13 protein-coding genes are annotated in these 16089 nt (G+C 65.3%); 7 read left to right on the top strand and 6 right to left on the bottom strand.

What is annotated here, in order from left to right; genetic code table 11:
• On the top strand, positions 1-411 hold a 411-nt coding region (locus DPV79_RS36340; RefSeq protein WP_244321867.1), incomplete at its 5' end, for an NUDIX hydrolase.
• A gap of 76 nt (positions 412-487) precedes the next feature.
• Here DPV79_RS36340 and DPV79_RS36335 read toward each other — a convergent pair.
• Complete coding sequence (locus DPV79_RS36335) at positions 488-700, bottom strand: hypothetical protein (protein WP_021162876.1); 213 nt, start codon at positions 698-700, stop codon at positions 488-490.
• A gap of 388 nt (positions 701-1088) precedes the next feature.
• Here DPV79_RS36335 and DPV79_RS36330 point away from each other — a divergent pair, with 388 nt between their 5' ends.
• The 6 genes from DPV79_RS36330 (at position 1089) to DPV79_RS36305 (ending at position 6603) form a co-directional block, all read left to right on the top strand.
• Positions 1089-2069: an AraC family transcriptional regulator gene (locus DPV79_RS36330; protein WP_244321866.1), complete on the top strand. Its 981-nt coding sequence runs from the start codon at positions 1089-1091 to the stop codon at positions 2067-2069.
• 91 nt (positions 2070-2160) lie between these two features.
• Positions 2161-2727, top strand: a complete 567-nt coding sequence (locus DPV79_RS36325) for a carboxymuconolactone decarboxylase family protein (protein WP_113047695.1) — start codon at positions 2161-2163, stop codon at positions 2725-2727.
• Positions 2724-3803: an acyl-CoA dehydrogenase family protein gene (locus DPV79_RS36320; protein WP_113047689.1), complete on the top strand. Its 1080-nt coding sequence runs from the start codon at positions 2724-2726 to the stop codon at positions 3801-3803. The genes DPV79_RS36325 and DPV79_RS36320 overlap by 4 nt, the downstream gene beginning before the upstream one ends.
• Positions 3800-4564, top strand: coding sequence for an ABC transporter ATP-binding protein (locus DPV79_RS36315; protein WP_048022032.1), 765 nt, complete (start codon positions 3800-3802; stop codon positions 4562-4564). Before DPV79_RS36320 ends, DPV79_RS36315 begins: the two co-directional genes overlap by 4 nt.
• Positions 4565-4592: 28 nt before the next feature.
• Positions 4593-5783 carry an ABC transporter substrate-binding protein gene (locus tag DPV79_RS36310; protein ID WP_113047688.1) on the top strand — a complete coding sequence of 397 codons (1191 nt, stop codon included), beginning with the start codon at positions 4593-4595 and terminating at the stop codon, positions 5781-5783.
• Positions 5755-6603 carry an ABC transporter permease gene (locus tag DPV79_RS36305; RefSeq protein ID WP_113047687.1) on the top strand — a complete coding sequence of 283 codons (849 nt, stop codon included), beginning with the start codon at positions 5755-5757 and terminating at the stop codon, positions 6601-6603. Before DPV79_RS36310 ends, DPV79_RS36305 begins: the two co-directional genes overlap by 29 nt.
• Before the next feature lie 458 nt (positions 6604-7061).
• On the opposite strand, the gene tssJ is transcribed toward DPV79_RS36305, so the two are convergent.
• From tssJ to DPV79_RS36280, 5 genes are all read right to left on the bottom strand, one after another.
• Positions 7062-7592 (bottom strand): type VI secretion system lipoprotein TssJ, encoded by a 531-nt coding sequence (tssJ, locus tag DPV79_RS36300; RefSeq protein WP_113047694.1) that lies wholly within the window; start codon positions 7590-7592, stop codon positions 7062-7064.
• A gap of 453 nt (positions 7593-8045) precedes the next feature.
• On the bottom strand, positions 8046-9140 hold the full coding sequence (gene tssG, locus DPV79_RS36295) for a type VI secretion system baseplate subunit TssG (RefSeq protein WP_113047686.1): 1095 nt from the start codon (positions 9138-9140) through the stop codon (positions 8046-8048).
• Positions 9137-10951, bottom strand: coding sequence for a type VI secretion system baseplate subunit TssF (tssF, locus tag DPV79_RS36290; protein WP_113047685.1), 1815 nt, complete (start codon positions 10949-10951; stop codon positions 9137-9139). The genes tssG and tssF overlap by 4 nt, the downstream gene beginning before the upstream one ends.
• Positions 10952-10963: 12 nt before the next feature.
• Positions 10964-12550, bottom strand: a complete 1587-nt coding sequence (gene tssA / locus DPV79_RS36285; RefSeq protein WP_113047684.1) for a type VI secretion system protein TssA — start codon at positions 12548-12550, stop codon at positions 10964-10966.
• Positions 12547-16077, bottom strand: coding sequence for an ImcF-related family protein (locus DPV79_RS36280; RefSeq protein WP_113047683.1), 3531 nt, complete (start codon positions 16075-16077; stop codon positions 12547-12549). The genes tssA and DPV79_RS36280 overlap by 4 nt, the downstream gene beginning before the upstream one ends.
• Between the last annotated feature and the right edge of the window lie 12 nt (positions 16078-16089).

Here is a 16089-nt window from a genome sequence, read left to right as displayed (position 1 = left end):
GCCCCCAACAACGCCCCCGAGACGCCCGCCGTCCCCGTCAAGGAACGCGCGACTGTCGTCTGCTACCGCGGTGAACAAGTCCTGCTCGTTGCCCGCGCGGCGTCGCGCTGGGCCCTTCCCGGCGGCACGATCAAGCGCGGGGAATCGCCGCTCGAAGCCGCACATCGCGAGTTGTCCGAAGAAACCGGCATCACCGGCCAGACGCTCGTCTATTCGATGCAGTTCACCGGGCTCGCAAAGATCCATCACGTGTTCTTCGCGGAAGTCGCCCCGGACCAGACGCCGCAAGCGAACAACGAGATCGAGAAATGCAAGTGGTTTCCGATCGACGGCGTCGACGGATTGCGCGCAAGCATTCCGACGAAGCGAATCGTCGAACTCGTCCATCAACACGAAATCCGCAAGGCGTAGCGCGCGCCGGACGAGCGCATCGGTCGGCCGGCGGCCGACTCGAGTCGCTGGTCGTGAACCCGCGACGCACGACCGCTCAGTGCATGCGCTTTCTGCGCAATTCGCGCGTCGAATAGACGACGAGGAAGATGCCCAGCATCGCGGCACCGGACGCCATGAAGTCGTTTGCGCTACCCGAACCGTGCAGGGACGCCGGGAATATGCCGAGACTCAATCCTGCGGCCGCGAGAAGCAATCCTGCAGCCACGCCCCAGATCGGTCCGGTGGTCTTGTCGATTTTATTTTGCATGCAGCACCCGTCTACAGTCATTACCTGAACGGTATCGGCAAAGAACGCCGCGTCTACCTTCAGTGATTCCACTATAGCCCGGAAAAAAATCATTGAAGCTTCAGTGCTTCTACCGATCAAGTTTTATCGATCGCGGCCGCCCGGGCGAGCTGTTGTCAAAGATGCCGCTCCGGATTGCAGTCTCGGTGTCCAGCAAACGTGCCCGGTATCGCCGACGTCGGTACACACACATCCGCGAGTGCCCGGAACGGATCGGCAATCCGGCTCGGCCGAGCCGGCGCCGGTCACCGAAGAACGCATATGCCGCACGCCCATATGCATTCCACGATCGCTTGTTTTACCGCACAACGTCGCGGCGCTAAGCTCGGAACCCGCCGTCGACTTCCCAATGGCTTCCCCGCCTTCGCCCACCATGCCGAACTCCGCCGAACAGGCCGCCGACTGGCTGCTCTCCGGACTCGAACTGCGCAGCACGCTGTTTCACGTGGGCCGGTATTGCGGCGTCTATCGCGCATCGACGGCCGGCCATCAGCGCGCGAGCTTCCACCTCGTGCTCGAAGGCGCATGCTGGTTGCACCTGCCCGCCCGGAACGGCCGCGCCGCGCACAGCACGCGCCTCGTCGCCGGCGACGCGGTGTTCCTGATGCACGACATGACGCATTGCCTGACGCCCGACGCGATTGCGCCGTCCGACGACGAATACACGGTACGGATCGGCACGATGACACCGCTTGCCGAGCCGGCGTCGTCATCGGGCGACGTCGCGCTGGCATGCGGTTTCTTCGAGTTTCGTTCCGATCTTGGCGACGCGATCGCCGGCCTGCTGCCCGACCACCTCCTGGCGCGCCACGACGACGCGAAGCTGGCGGGCGCGCGCACGCTGTTCGACCTGATCCGCATCGAAGCGGCGCGTGCCCAGGATGCACCGTCGCCGCTCGTCAATCGTCTGACGGATGCGCTGTTCTTCTATGCACTCCGTGCCGTCGCGAGCAGCGACGACTTTGCGCCGGGCCTGTGGTCGGTCATGCGGCGCGCCGAATTTACGCCGCTCGTCGGCGCGATCATCGAGAAACCCGGCGACGACTGGACCACGCACACGATGGCCGCGTTTTGCCACATGTCCCGCGCGCGCTTCTGCAAGCAGTTCGCGCAGGCATGCGGACAGCCGCCCGCGCAGTTCCTTGCGCTGCTGCGCATGAAGGTCGCGGCCGAGATGCTGCGGCAGGGGGCATCCACGCTCAGCACGGCCGAGCATGTCGGCTATCAGTCGGAATCCGCCTTTGCGCAGGCATTCAAGCGCGTCACCGGCCTGCCGCCCGGCACCTGCCGCCGCGCCCCGGAGCGCACCGGCGCGACACCCGTGCATTGACGCGAGACAAACGCGCATGAAACAGAGACGGCCGCGCATTGCCGGCTCGACCGGCGCCGCCAACAATGACGGCTTTCCGATCGAGGATGCCATGAGCCGCCTGCCCCTCCAAACCGTCGAAAGCGCGCCCGAAGCCAGCCGCCCGTTTCTCCAGAAGTCGCAAGCCGCCAACGGCTTCCTGCCGAATCTCGTAGCCGCACTCGCCAATGCACCGGTTGCGCTCGAAACGTACCTGACCGTCGGTGAAATCAATTCACGCAGCGGCCTCACGCTGGCCGAGCGCGAAATCGTGCAGATCACCGCCGCCGCCGTTCATGGCTGCGGTTTCTGCGTGGCCGGCCATACGGCCGTCGCGCTGAAGAAGGCGCAATTGCCCGCCGAGCTCGTTGACGAGGTCCGCGCGCAGCGCCCGCTGTCCGACGCGCGCCTCGATGCGGTCGCCGCGTTCACGCGCGACGTGATCGCGACGCGCGGCGCCGTGTCCGACGAAGCGCTCACCGCGTTCAAGGCGGCCGGCTACAGCGATGCCGGCGCGCTTGAAGTGGTACTCGGCGTGAGCCTCGCGACGCTTTGCAACTTCGCGAACAACCTGGCGCGCAACGAACTGAATCCGCAGCTCGAAGCGTATCGCTGGGAGCCGACGGCGCGCGCAGCATGACCGCGCCGCCGAGCTCCGATGCGTTCGACGCATGGCTCGAAGCAAATGCCGACGCGCTCGACGTCGACCCGTCGCGTGCGGCGGACATCCTGCCGCAGCTGGTGCGCTCGCGCACCGTCGCCGTTGGTGTGCCGGAGGTCATGGGCGGCACGGGCGGCACGATCGCGGACGCGATCGACACGGTGGCCGCCGTCGCACAACGCTCATTGACGGCCGCATTCGTGCTGTGGGGACATCGCACCTTCATCGAATACGTACTGCAGAGCGACAACGACGCGCTGCGTGCGCGCTGGCTGACGCCGCTGCTCGACGGCGAAGTGGCGGGTGCCACCGGTCTTTCGAACGCGATGAAGTACCTGTCCGACATCGAGCCGTTGCAGATGCACGCGGCCCGCAGCGGCAACGCGTTCGTGCTGAACGGCAGCCTGCCGTGGATCACGAACCTGCGGCGCGAAGGCTTCATCGCCGCGGCCGCGTTCGATCATGACGACGGCACGCCGCCGTCCGTCTTCGCGATTCCGCACGACGCGCGGGGCGTCGAGCGCAGCGACGATCTCGACCTGATCGGCCTGCGCGCGAGCAATACGGCCGCGCTGCGCGTGAGCGATACCGTCCTCGACGAATCGTACCGCCTCGCCGCCGACGCACCTGCCTGGCTCGCGCGCGTGCGCCCGGCGTTTCTCGGCTTGCAATGCGGGATGTCGATCGGGCTGGCGCGGCGCGCGTTGCTGGCCACGCTGGATGCCAGCGAGCCGTCGCGCGCGTCGCTCGGCGCGGAAATTCGCGAACTCGAAACGACGCTCGCCGATCAGGCCGCGCAGTTGAAGCGCGGCGTGCTCGACGGCACCTTCCTCCACGCGCCCGCGACGATGTTCGAACTGCGCATCGCGCTCGTCGAGACCGTCTCGCAGGCGGTCTCGCTAGAAGTGCAAGCCACCGGAGGGCGCGGCTATCTGCGCGGCCAGAGCGGCAGCGCGCGGCGCGTGCGCGAAGCGTCGTTCATCCCGATCGTGACGCCGAGCCTCGTGCAGTTGAAATCGCAGCTCGCGCGGCATCGACGGGCGGCGGCAGCATGACGCAAGGCGCGCATATCGTCGCGAACGGCGTCACGTTGCGGTACGGATCGCGCAGCGTGCTGAACGGCGTCGACCTGTCGGTTGCGCCCGGCGAACTCGTTGCGCTGCTCGGGCCGAGCGGTTGCGGGAAGTCGTCGCTGTTGCGGGCCATCGCCGGCCTGACGCGAACCGCATCCGGCACGATTCGCGTCGATGGCGAGCCCGTCGACGGCCCGCGCCCGGAGGTCGCCCTCGCGTTTCAGGACCCGTGCCTGCTGCCGTGGCTCACGGTCGAGCGGAACGTGGGGTTCGGGCTGACCTTCGCGCGTCAACCGCACCTGACACGTGCAGACCGCAAGGAACGCGTGACGAACGCTTTGGCCGCCGTCGGGCTCGATCATGCACGGCACGCGCTGCCGTCGCAGTTGTCGGGCGGCATGGCACAGCGCGCGGCGCTGGCGCGCTGCCTGGCGCGGGCGCCGCGCGCGCTGCTGCTCGACGAACCGTTCGGCGCGCTCGACGAAGTGACCCGCGCCGACATGCAGCAGCTCCTGATTGCCGCGGTGCGCAACACCGGCGCGTCTGCGCTTCTGGTCACGCACGATATCGACGAAGCGCTGCTCGTCGCCGATCGGATCGTGCTGCTCGGCAAGCGCGGCACGCTGGTCGGACGCTGGGCCGTCGAACTGCCGCAGCCGCGGCACACGCAAGTGCGCTCGCTCGGCGAGCTGCGCATCTCCATTCTCCAGGCGCTGCAGAACTCGATTTCAGCAGCCGCCTGAATCCGGCCGATACCAGCGGGGAATCCTCATGTGCAACGTACCGATGTCACGACGCGAATGGCTGAAGCTCGCGTCGCTCTTTACCGTCGCGGGCGCGGCGCCGCTGCTGAAAGCATCCGACGCGCGCGCGGCAGCCGATCCGAATGCGCCCGTTCGCATCGGCTACCTGCCGATCACCGATGCAGCGCCGCTGCTCGTCGCACACAACAACGGCTACTTCGATGCGGCCGGCATCCAGGCGGAGAAGCCGACGCTGCTGCGAAGCTGGGCGCAGCTGGTCGAGGCGTTTCTGTCGGGACAGGTCAACGTCGTGCATCTGCTGTCGCCGATGACCGTGTGGGCGCGCTATGGCAGCAAGGCGCCCGCGAAGGTCGTCGCATGGAATCACGTGAACGGCTCTGCGCTGACGGTTGCGCCCGACGTGAACACCGTGGCGGACCTCGGTGGCAAGACGGTTGCGGTGCCGTTCTGGTATTCGGTGCATAACGTCGTGCTGCAGGACCTGCTGCGCGCGCAGGGTCTCGCGCCCGTGCTCAAGCAGTCGGGGCAGCCGGGGCCGAAGGAAGTCAACCTGGTCGTGATGGCGCCGTCCGACATGCCGCCCGCGCTGGCGTCGAAAAAGATCGCCGGATATATCGTCGCCGAGCCGTTCAACGCGGCCGCCGAGCAGCTGAACATCGGCAAGATTCTCCGCTTCACGGGCGACGTGTGGCGCAACCACGCGTGCTGCGTGATCTTCATGCACGAGCAGGACCTGACGCAACGCGCGGCGTGGTCGCAGAAGGTCGTCGATGCGATCGTCAACGCCCAGCTGTGGACGCGCGCCCATCCGCAAGAGGCGGCCAGGCTGCTGTCGAAGGAAGGCCCGAACCGCTACACGCCGCATCCTGCGCAACTGCTCGCGCGCGTGCTCGCACCGCAAGCAGCCGATCAGGGGCGCTATCTCGGCGATCGCGCGATCCAGCACGCGAACTGGGGCGTGAAACGCATCGACTTCCAGCCGTATCCGTATCCGAGCTATACGGAAGAACTCGTGCGCCGGTTGAAAACGACCCAGGTGGAAGGCGCGAGCCAGTTCCTCGCGTCGCTCGATCCGAAACGGGTTGCCGGCGATCTGGTCGACGACCGGTTCGTGAAGAAGAGCATCGAAGCGCTGGGTGGCTTGTCCGTGTTCGGCCAGGATGGCGGTTATGCACGCAAGGAGACGATCGTTGTCTAGCGTGCTCGTTCGGGAAACGTCGGCGGCGGCGCGGCGTCCGGTGCCCGCGTCCGCGCATTGGCGCAGCATCATGCTGGGCGGTGCGGGACTGGCAGCCGCCCTGGCGCTGTGGTGGCTCGCCGTCACGCTGCTCGCAGGCCACAACGCGATGGCCGCGCAATTCGCGCCGCAGCGTGCGTTCGAAGCGCTGCCGTCGCTCGTCGCCGAGGACCAGCTGCTCGTGCATGTGGCGACCAGCCTCAGGCGCATCGCCGTCGGGCTGGCGTGGGCACTCGTGGTCGGCGTGCCGTTGGGATTCGCGATCGGCCGTCTGCGCTGGCTCGAACGGACGCTGTCGCCGACGCTGCAGTTTCTTCGCATGATCTCGCCGCTTTCGTGGATGCCGCTTGCGGTGATGTCGCTCGGCGTCGGCGATCGCGCGGTGTATTTTCTGCTCGCGTTCGCCGCGGTGTGGCCGCTGGTGATGAGCACCGCATCGGGTGTCGCGCATCTCGACCGGCGCTGGGTCCAGCTTGGCGAAAGCCTTGCCGCCACGCGCGCGGAAATGCTCTGGCACATCTACGTGCCGGGTATCGCCGCGCATGTGCTCACCGGCGTGCGCCTCGCGATCGGCATCTTGTGGATCGTGCTGGTCCCGGCGGAAATGCTCGGCGTGAGCGCGGGGCTCGGCTACCTGATTCTCGACACGCGCGACCGGCTCGCGTATTCGGAGCTGACGGCCGTGATCCTCGTGATCGGCGTGCTCGGTTTCCTGCTCGATCTGGCCGCGCGCGCGGTCGCGGCCCGGCTGTCGAGCGATATGCCGGGGGGTGATCGGTAGACTCCGGAGAGTCGGGGATGCGTTGAGTGGCGGAAGGCAGCCGACTACAACCATCGCTCGCGGAGACGCGCCAGGTAAGATTCCCGCAGTTGCAGATAGCCTCCTACCCACAATCCTACCCATATCGGACTCAGCAGCAATCCTATATCGGCCGCAACTCCCCGATGGCAAAGGGACGCCGAGCAGTTGCCCGCCAAATGCCCCAAAAGTTGCCCTCACGGGCTCGGTTGCGTTCGGGACGCTCATGCGACGCCGCCTTCTTGGGGCGGACTCGCTCAATTTCGCGATCGAGTTGTTCCAGCTCTACCAGCAAATCGCGCAGGGTATCCGTCATGATTGGATTGAGAACGAATGTCGATACCAACCGCTGCGACACAAAAATCACGCGGACCGACTGTCTCGGAGCGGTTCCCCGTATGGGCGACCGCCGGTCGACCGGCTTTGTATCGCCTTGAGCGTCACCGGGCGGAGTTCTGCGACGTCCCACCCGAAGCAATAAGCAACTGGTCGACCAGTTCGAGTTTCAACGGTTTGTCGGCATCGAGCTTTTTCTTCTCGATCACGTATTTCCAGCCATCGCCGTTGCCAGGGTTACGATAGAACGCGACGATTGCCACGTACTTCGTGTCGGCCTGCATCGGCTGCGTGAGACTCGCAGACGCCCCCGGGTTCAGCACGGAACCGATGCTAGCCTGCAGATCCTGCGCGAGCACGGTCCGGTCATTTTTCAGCAGATCGTCGTACGATGCCCCGTCAAACATCTTGCGGTCCTTGAGCTGATACACGCGCACCGCGACCGACGTCGGGCGACCAGCGTCATCAGGATTAAGCGCTTCGCGAGCGGAAAGATCGACGTTGAGCACCTTGACCTGCTTGAAGAACACGGCGTGATACGCGCTGGACGACGCGTCCGAGACGGACTGCCAAGCACCACACCCTGACAGCAGCACGAGAGAAGCAAGCGATGAAGTAACGAAACGGATAGACATCGACGTTCCTGAAATTGTCATGTATTCCACCAGGAAAAGCACGGCGGCCGTTGGTGCCCTTGCCTTCCAGGGCGTTTTGAATCGGTCGATCAATATAGTAAGCAGCAGCCTGCGATAGAGAGCGCGAATATTGCCGAACAGTGAAGTAGCAATCCGACGGCGCAGTGATTTGCAGCCCCGTCATCCGGAGCGGGCAGTTTTTTGTACCTCTTGAGCTGAGTGAATGCCGCAATAACCCATAAAAATGAACACAGTATGGCTCCGCCGAGTATGAACACATCACCTAGGCCGACAGCCAAATCTTGCCACCCACCGGAATGCGTTGTGTTGTGGTTGCATGCAACCGCAACAGGAACCGCAATAATCTCTGCCACGAATGCGGGCAGCACCAGACGCGCGATATATTCGGAAGGTCCCATGGATTTCTATCTTGCTAGCGGCACATATGCATCATCATGCACGCGAGGTGGTAAGGTGCGGATTGGGTTTCGGCGTGGGGAACGCTTCGTAGACGCCGAGCGCGATGTTGATGAAGCGTTCTTCATCGGCGGGCAGAACAGTCGTCCAGCCGAGGCGCGGCGCCGGACCCGCTGACGCCGGCCCGATCGCCGGCTTGGGCGCAAGCCGCGAAGAAACCTCCATGCGCAGGTGGACGTCCGCTTTCGTGCCGACATACAACTGAATGAAAGCCATCAGCTCGCGATGCAACCATGCACCGGGCAGGAGATCGTGGGCCTGCTGCGCGTCGGCCGGCCGCACCGTCACACGCACCGCGCGACTGCGGTAGGCAAGCCGCCGGCCGAGCACGTAGCCGCCGCCCAGACCCCGGCGCGCATTATCATCCGACGCAGCGGGATGGCCCACGGACGTCAGCGGCCGCGGCTGCCCAGCACGCGTGATGGCCGGGAAGAATTCGTCGACGCGCACGCCAACGCTCGGCACGGCCAGCGCAATGACGCCGGCCAGACCTTCCGGCGTGCGCGTGCGCTGGATCAGTAGCCCGAGCAGCGCGAGCATGCGCGAATCCGGCAAGCCGGCCCGCTCCGGCTTGTCCCCCCAACCGAATCCCGCCAGGCACAGCAGATTGCGCGAATGCGCATCGGCGCCGCCCGCACGGAAGCTTTCCGGATAGCGGTACTTCTTCCACGCGCGGTACAGCAGCGTGACGAAACGGTGGTTGAACTGGTCGAGAAACGTTTCGACGACCTCGTGCCCTTCCTCGCGCAGCACGATGTCGTCGATCATGTGCGGCGGCATGGCCGCGTCGACGCCATACAGGCCCATAAAGGTCGTGCGTACGGTCGGCGGCGCATCGGGCCGCTCGTCGTCGAATTCGACCGAAGCGATCTCGCCGGCCGGAAAACCCACGCTCGGCCGCGGCCGGAAGCGAACCGGTTCGTGCTCGGCCGTATCGCGCGAGCCGAATGCCCGCTGCGCCGATACGCGCACCTCGAGCAGCCGGCACAGCTGCATGAAATTCATCTTCGGCGCGCGGGCCAGCAGCGACGCGACGAGCGGGTCCAGATTCGGCAGGTCGTGCAACTTCATAGCGGAGCCCGTTGCGCCTTGCTGCGCGGCCAGTTCGTTCGCGTCTGCGACGGCAAGCTCACGATCGACAGCTTCGTGAACAGGTTGATTTCCGCATACTGGGCAAAGAAGCGATGGAGCAGCTCGCCGAACAGCATCACGTCGCCGTCGCCGGCGAATGCATGAGAATCGAGCGTCACCTCGATGAGCACGCCCCGTTCAACCGAGCCGCCCGAGACCTCCTCGAGCAGTTCCTGCGAAACCCACAGAATGCCGGCTAGCCGCCGGCGGTTCAGCTCGTCGCTAGTCCAGTCGTATAGCCCGAGTGCGCCGCGCAGCACTTCGGCGTCCATCAACGATAGAAAATTCGGCGCGAGGTGCGACAGCACCCGCCACTGAAAGCGGTCGTCCGTTGGTGGATAGAGGGGCAGCGTCGGCGCGACAAGGTTCTTCACGCCCACAACGTTCGGTGTGCTCGCCGCAAGCTCGGCGATGCTGGCTTCGCGCAATCCCTTGCGCGGCAACATGCCGTTCGTACCCGTCACGCGCAGCGACAGGCTTTCCTCGGGCAGGGTATCCATGGTTTCCCACGCGTGGCCGCCGAGAATGACCCACGTCTCATGCAGACCCGATACGCCGGGGCGTACACGCGCATGGAAATACCGCTCCGGCGCTTCATGGCGCAGCATCCCGCCACGATGCCGGAACGTCGCGAATGGCACGTATTCGTATCGTTCGGCGGTCTCGTGATCGAACGCCTCGATCGCATCGACCGAGTACGTTTCGACGTGTTCACCCTGGTGGCCGGCCGGTAGTACGCGATATTCCGTCTCGTGATGATCGATCTCGATGGGTTCGGCATCGAGCTCGAACAGGTTGATGACCGGCGTACAGAAGAGTCGCACGTTCTCCGCGGTGAAACGCTGGTCCGACGGATACGTGTGCTTCAGCACGATCTCGAGTTCGAAGTGGGTCGAGTTCTCCGGCAGCTTCGTGAGGTCGAGCCCGCACAGGTCGACGAACAAGAACTTCTCTCGAAACGTGAAGTACTCGAGCAGCAGCTGGTAGCCGGAGAACGCGGCGTCGGCCTTCGGCCACAACCGCTCTTCGGTCGAGAATCCCGCGGGTTCGAGCGTGACGTCGACAAGCGGCACGGCTTCGCCGTCGCGCACCTCCGGGATGCGCCACGCGATCGAATCGACCTGGCGCGTGAGCGCAAGATGCATCGCGAACGCAGTCGGCAGATCCGCACTCAGGTGCAGGCGCAGCCGCGACAGATCCGTTTCCTTGCGGCGCGCGGACCCATCGAGTGCGAAGCCGAGCCGGATGACGAAGCGGCCATCGTGACGCACCGTCGGCCCGGCGTGCGTGATGGTGACCGGCTGTAGCGTCACCGGCTGCGTGGTCCGGTACAGGCACTGCACGGTCTTCGGCGTCGAGCCCTCGGCACCGGCCACCGGCGGTACGGCGATCGGTGCGGACCGCACGGGCACACCGGCCGGCACCACTTCGGTTTTTTGGAGCTTTTCCGTATGCGGAATCAGCTCGACGACCGACAGCGACGGAATCATTCTCAGGTAGTGCGGCCATAACAGACTCACCAGCCCTTCGGTCAACTCCGGTAGTTCGTCGTCGAGTTTCTGTTGCAGGCGTCCCGTGAGGAACGCGAATCCTTCGAAGAGTCGCTCGACATACGGATCGCGGTCACCCACGCGATCAAGGTTGAGCAGGCGCGCGCGGTCGGGATGCGCCTTCGCGAATTCCTTGCCGGACTCGCGCAGGTAGCGCATCTCCGCTTCGTAATAGCGCAGGATCGGATCGTCGTTTTCCATCAATGTGTTTTCTTATGAAAGAGTCAGCGCGCGCGCCGGATCGAGCACGGTCAGTTCCGCCTGCAGCTCGCCGATGCGGCGCGCGAGCGCAGGCTTGTCGGCATCCTTGCGGTTGCTCATCGCCTTCAACGCCCGAACCAGCTGCTGCTTGACCTCGAAAACGAGCACGGGCTCCCATCGCATGAGCGGTAACGAGTGCGAGGTGGTGTCAAGCTCGGCCAGCAGTGCCAGTGCCGTGTCCGCGCGGCCCGCGTGATCGGCCAGGCGCGCCATCACGAGCCGCTGCAGATAGCGATGACGGTCGGTCTTCAGTCCGGGCAGCGCCTCGAGCCAGCCGAAGGCGGCCTCGATGCCTTCGCGGCCGGCCAGCTCACGCGCCTGCACTTCGATCTCTGGCCAGTCGCCGGCCGCGCCGTCCTCGCTGTCGGCCGACACCGGCAGCGGCGCCACCGACTCGCCTGCTTCCAGATCACGCACGACCGCGTGCCGCGCGATCCATTCGAGCGTCGCATCATCTGCGAACGGCGTGCCGTCGTTGAAGGCTAGTCGCTCAATGCCGGGCAGCCGTTCGAGGAACAGCGCGAAGTCTGCGCGCAGCAGCTCGCGCCACGTGCTGTAGGGCGTACCGACGTGATCGAGCGCGACGTGCTGGAAGTACTGCAGGTCGAACCACAGGTGATTGACGCCCTCCATGAACGCGCCTTCCACCCGTTCGAGCAGTTCGTGCCACTGCTTCTGCAGCACGAGCCGCTTCATCTGCTGCCGCAGTTCGCCACGCGGCGGTGCCAGGCGCGTGCGGGTTGCGGCGTCGGCCGGCGGCACGTCGTGCAGCGTGTCCCAACGCACGCTGCGCACGAGCCGCACCGACGGCAGGTAGCCGTTTTCCTGGTCGCGCAGCCATAACGCCATCGTGCGGGCCTGATCGAGCAGATCCCGCGTTGACGCAATTGAGCCGGACGTCGGCGTTGTCGACGACGGCGAGGCGAGCACCGGGTCGGCGTCTTCCACGCTGCGTACCGATTCACCCCAGCGCTCGAAGCGCGCGACGAGCGCCTGGAGGTTCGGCCGCGCGGCTTCCGGCCACGTCCCCGTGTGCGCGACGAGGACGTCGAGCGCGGCCAGTGCGCGTTCGAGGTCCGTTGGTGCGAAGTCGCCACGACCTTCCAGCAGCTCAATCACGCGCGGCGTAGCCAGCATCTCGAGCGCGCCCCTCTTTGCCTCGGCGCGCGCGGGCAGCACGGCTTCCCCGAACCGGTCGACGAGCGCCGCTGCCAGCTCGAGGCCGTCCGCGAGACCCGCCGGACCATCCTGGCGCAGCCGAGCGAACGCGTAATAGCCGACCAGCCGCAGGTCCTTGCCGGTGTCCTTCAGGAGCTGCTCGCAGGAGCGCACGATCAGCCCTTCATCGATGCCGGAAAGCTTTTGCGTTTCTTCCCGCAGCTCGAAAAACGTATCCTCGTAGCCGGGGTCGCGACCCACGCCGGCGTCACCGGGAAGCGGTTGAAGCCAGCTGCTCCATGCGTCAAGGCGCGAGCGCGCGAGCTGCTCGGCGTCATCACGCGCCGGGAAAAGGCTCTTGAAAAGTCCACCCAGCATCATTCGGCCTCCGGCAATGTGCCGCGCGGCAGCGGCATCGCCGCATGCTTTGCCGCCGCGATCATGGACGGCGGCAACGGCGGTGGACTGATAGCCGAGAGCTTTGGCGCCGCATTGGCGGTGCCGGTCACGAATACCCGCGTCGGCAGCGTGAAACGACGCAACTCGAGCGCGTCCAGCGGCCCTGCACCGGCTTCGCTGCGCAGCTGCACCTTGAGTGGAATACCCTGACTCGTATCTGGCGTCCACGTCAGCAGATAGCGTGCGCCATCCTGCTGAGACACCTTCGCTCGCTCCAGCAGCCGGATCAAACCGAACCGCCCCTGCGAATCGAGCGCCGTACGCAGGCCGCCGTGCTCGGTCTGCCATTCGATGTGCGACAGATTCTCCAGCGACTGGCCGGGCCACTCGAACGGCATCCATTCCTGCTTCTGGTTGAAGTAGTGCAACTCACGACCTGACAGCACGAATTTCGTGTCGGTGACACCAGGGGTCGGCACCGCCTGCAGTTCGAAACGCACGTGCGCATCGCCGGATGGAAAAAGGACCGTCGAGATGCGCGTGAGCTTGTTCAGGCTGGCGAGGAACGCGGGATCGATCGTCAGCGCCCCGTGATTGGCACCCTGTGCCGCCACCCAGCGGTCGCCCTGCCGTTCCACCACGCCGGCGAGCTGCGTCGTGACGAACTGTGTAATCACGCCGTTGTCCGCACGGATGAAGCGCGCCATTTCGGGCAGCGACGCGTCGTTGTCGGAATCCGCGAACGGATAGCGACCGCCGAATACCCTGTTCCAGTCGGCCACGATCGCGGTGCGCCAGATCTCGTTCAGGCTCGATGCGGCCGGCTGCACGACGACCTGCCAGGTCTGGTCGAACGGCGCCTGGAACAGCTCGCCGAAACCCGACCACTGCTCGCCGAGACTTGCCGCGACGCGGCTCGCGTAGTCGCGGCTCTCGGCCAGGTCGGACGTCTTGCCCTGCAGCACCGACTGCGCAGCAAGACGCGCCATCGCATCCGGATCAGCGCCGGAGACGATCTGTGATGCCTTGAGGCGCATGGCCGTGACCCGCTCGAGGTAGCGCGCGAGACTCAGGTCTCCGGTCGCGGCGAGTTGCGCCGCGGCCTTGCTGTTCGCCGGCGCGCCGGACACCAGATCGCTGCCCGTCAGGCGCAGGATCGGCCCAAAAGCCGTTGCCAGCGGCGCAAGCTGTGGTTGGGTCTGCTTCGACGGGTCCTTTTCACTACCGCCGACGAGCTGCTGTGCCTTGCTGATCAGGTTGTCGGCAAGCGACTGCGCGTTCGCGCCCGCGCCTGCCTGGTAGACAACCGCGTTCATCAATGCAACGAGCGGCGAGCGCTGCGGATCGCCCAGCAGTGTCAGCTGGTCGGCCGTGGCCGATAGCGTCGGGGCACTTTGCCAGCGCAGGCTGTTGAGGAACAGCGCCCACGCACGCGCGTAATCGTCGAAGTAGCGCTGGTGAAGCTGGGCTTTGAGCGTCGACGGCGCAGCCTGAGTCGCCTTGACGTCCGAGAGCACCCAGTCGCCCGCGACGTTGCGCCGTTCGCTCGCTTCGTCGATCGCCTTCGCGATGCGCTCGTCCCACGCTGCACGCGTGAACACGCCCGGCACAGCCGCCGTCGTATTGAACAGGCCGCGGCTGGTCGTGTCGCCAAGCAGCGTGGCCAGCGACACGGGCGGATATTTGGCCTTCGCGTCGTCGAGAATCTGCTGGTAGACCGCGTCGGTCGAGTTCTGGATGCCGCGCACGCTGATGACCGTCTGGCGGGCCGATGCAATCAGATTGCCGTCGGGCACGATAGCCAATGCCGACACGTTGGATGCGGTATCTCGGCCCAGGTGGTTCGCGAAGAAGGCGATCGTGTGCTGGCGCAGGTCGTTCCATGTGCCCGGCGATACCGGCGCGTTGTCTGGGCGCGCCGGCACGGCCGTCGCATCGAGCTGCGGCGTCAGAAATGCTGCGACCGCCCGCTCGGGCTTTGCGAGCATCAGGTACGCCTTCAGCGTGTCGTAGGCCGCTTGCACTTGCGCATTGCCGCCGCCGGCAATTTCTGCGTCCGACAGGGACGCGAGCTGGCGCAGACGTTCTTCGAGCTTCCGGCGAATCGGCGCAACGAGGATGCGGCTTGCCGCGTTGGCGTAACCCGGCCACAGTGCATCGAGCAGCGCGCCATCGCGGTTCAGGCCGAAGCGTGTCTGCCAGGGGGCCCCCTCGCGCTGCCGGACCTCCAGCGTGTCGATCTGTTTGTCGAGGCTGTTGAGGGTTTGCAAGGTGTGCGTGCCGTCTTGCGCGGCAGACAGTTTCGCGACGGTATCGGCCGCGTTCTGGATCGTTGCTCGGTTGACAAGTCCGGACATCATTGTGCCGCCGATCCAGCAGCCAATCAGAACCGTTGTCATCCATGCTGCTGTCGTCGACACCGAGAAGCCAACGCGCCGGCCGTGAATCTTGCGGCTATGCTCCGCAATGGTTTGCCAGATCGTCCGGCGCTGTGGCCCTATCGCCGTATCATCGCTTGTCTCCGCACTCGATGTTGAAGGTGCTAGTTCCTGTTCCTTGAACAGCGGCGTAAACAGTAGCCCATGAACGGGGTGCCTCCATTCACGGGACTGCGCCGCCTGCAACACGAGTTCGGAGAGCGCACCACGCAGGCTCGAGATATGTTGCGATAGCGCGGCGGGATAGCGGTCCCCGGCGTCCTTGATGAGGCGCACGACGCCCGCATCGGCGAGATTGTAGGAAAGATCCTGAAGCGACGTGTCGATCTCATCCGCGGCTACACGCGCGTTCGACCACGTAAAGCCGATCGCCTCGTCGGGGCCCGACGTTTCGCTGCCGAAATCGGTGACGTTAAGTAGATATGTGGGCGCCGCCCAGCGCAGGGCACGCGTAGTACGGGCCAGCCGTTGGCCGATTTCGTCGGTATCAAATGGCGCAGTGCCCGAGCTGCGATTCCTGGTCACAACAACGATCGCGTCGATCGGACGTCGGCGGCGCACGCGTCGGATCTGATCGAGCCAACCCGTGTCGAGTACGGCGCCGGCTTGTTTCGAGTAAAGCAGTACCATGTTGCCACTGACGACATAGCCGGCATCTGCAAGCCCAGGAGCCAGTCGATTGACGATCGGCTCGTCACCTGCAACGAGTACCCAACGATCGCGATAGCGCCAGTGCCAGCCATGTCGATCGCGCAGTGCCTCTCGAAGGCTTTCCGCTCGGTGCGCATTCAGGTCAATCGGTGCTTCAACTTGTGCCGCGCCGATTCGAGACAATGGATCGCGATCGTAACGATTCGCTGCGCGGCCGCGGTCGTGCTGAGCCACGATTCGCCATGCAGCGGCTAGTGGTGCACGCAAGAGCAGGACCACCAGCCCAATGAACACAACCGTGCCGACACGATGGGCGGGTGACGGATCCAGCCCCGCTCCCTTGAAATACACCAAGAGCGCTACGATTGCAGTTAGCGCTGGGACGAGGACCCAGAATCCGAAAATCTTGCGAATGCTCATGCGTTCGAGGCC

It is taken from the genome of Burkholderia reimsis (assembly GCF_003294055.1).
GTDB lineage: Bacteria > Pseudomonadota > Gammaproteobacteria > Burkholderiales > Burkholderiaceae > Burkholderia > Burkholderia cepacia.
Note: the sequence above shows the minus strand (reverse complement) of the source record. Positions and strands in the feature narration are given on the sequence as shown.

Bases quoted from the DNA above. Each gene is read 5' to 3' on its own strand.
- DPV79_RS36335 (WP_021162876.1), bottom strand. From the start codon at position 700: ATGCAAAATAAAATCGACAAGACCACCGGACCGATCTGGGGCGTGGCT.
- DPV79_RS36330 (WP_244321866.1), top strand. From the start codon at position 1,089: ATGGCTTCCCCGCCTTCGCCCACCATGCCGAACTCCGCCGAACAGGCC.
- DPV79_RS36325 (WP_113047695.1), top strand. From the start codon at position 2,161: ATGAGCCGCCTGCCCCTCCAAACCGTCGAAAGCGCGCCCGAAGCCAGC.
- DPV79_RS36320 (WP_113047689.1), top strand. From the start codon at position 2,724: ATGACCGCGCCGCCGAGCTCCGATGCGTTCGACGCATGGCTCGAAGCA.
- DPV79_RS36315 (WP_048022032.1), top strand. From the start codon at position 3,800: ATGACGCAAGGCGCGCATATCGTCGCGAACGGCGTCACGTTGCGGTAC.
- DPV79_RS36310 (WP_113047688.1), top strand. From the start codon at position 4,593: ATGTGCAACGTACCGATGTCACGACGCGAATGGCTGAAGCTCGCGTCG.
- DPV79_RS36305 (WP_113047687.1), top strand. From the start codon at position 5,755: ATGCACGCAAGGAGACGATCGTTGTCTAGCGTGCTCGTTCGGGAAACG.
- tssJ (WP_113047694.1), bottom strand. From the start codon at position 7,592: ATGTCTATCCGTTTCGTTACTTCATCGCTTGCTTCTCTCGTGCTGCTG.
- tssG (WP_113047686.1), bottom strand. From the start codon at position 9,140: ATGAAGTTGCACGACCTGCCGAATCTGGACCCGCTCGTCGCGTCGCTG.
- tssF (WP_113047685.1), bottom strand. From the start codon at position 10,951: ATGGAAAACGACGATCCGATCCTGCGCTATTACGAAGCGGAGATGCGC.
- tssA (WP_113047684.1), bottom strand. From the start codon at position 12,550: ATGATGCTGGGTGGACTTTTCAAGAGCCTTTTCCCGGCGCGTGATGAC.
- DPV79_RS36280 (WP_113047683.1), bottom strand. From the start codon at position 16,077: ATGAGCATTCGCAAGATTTTCGGATTCTGGGTCCTCGTCCCAGCGCTA.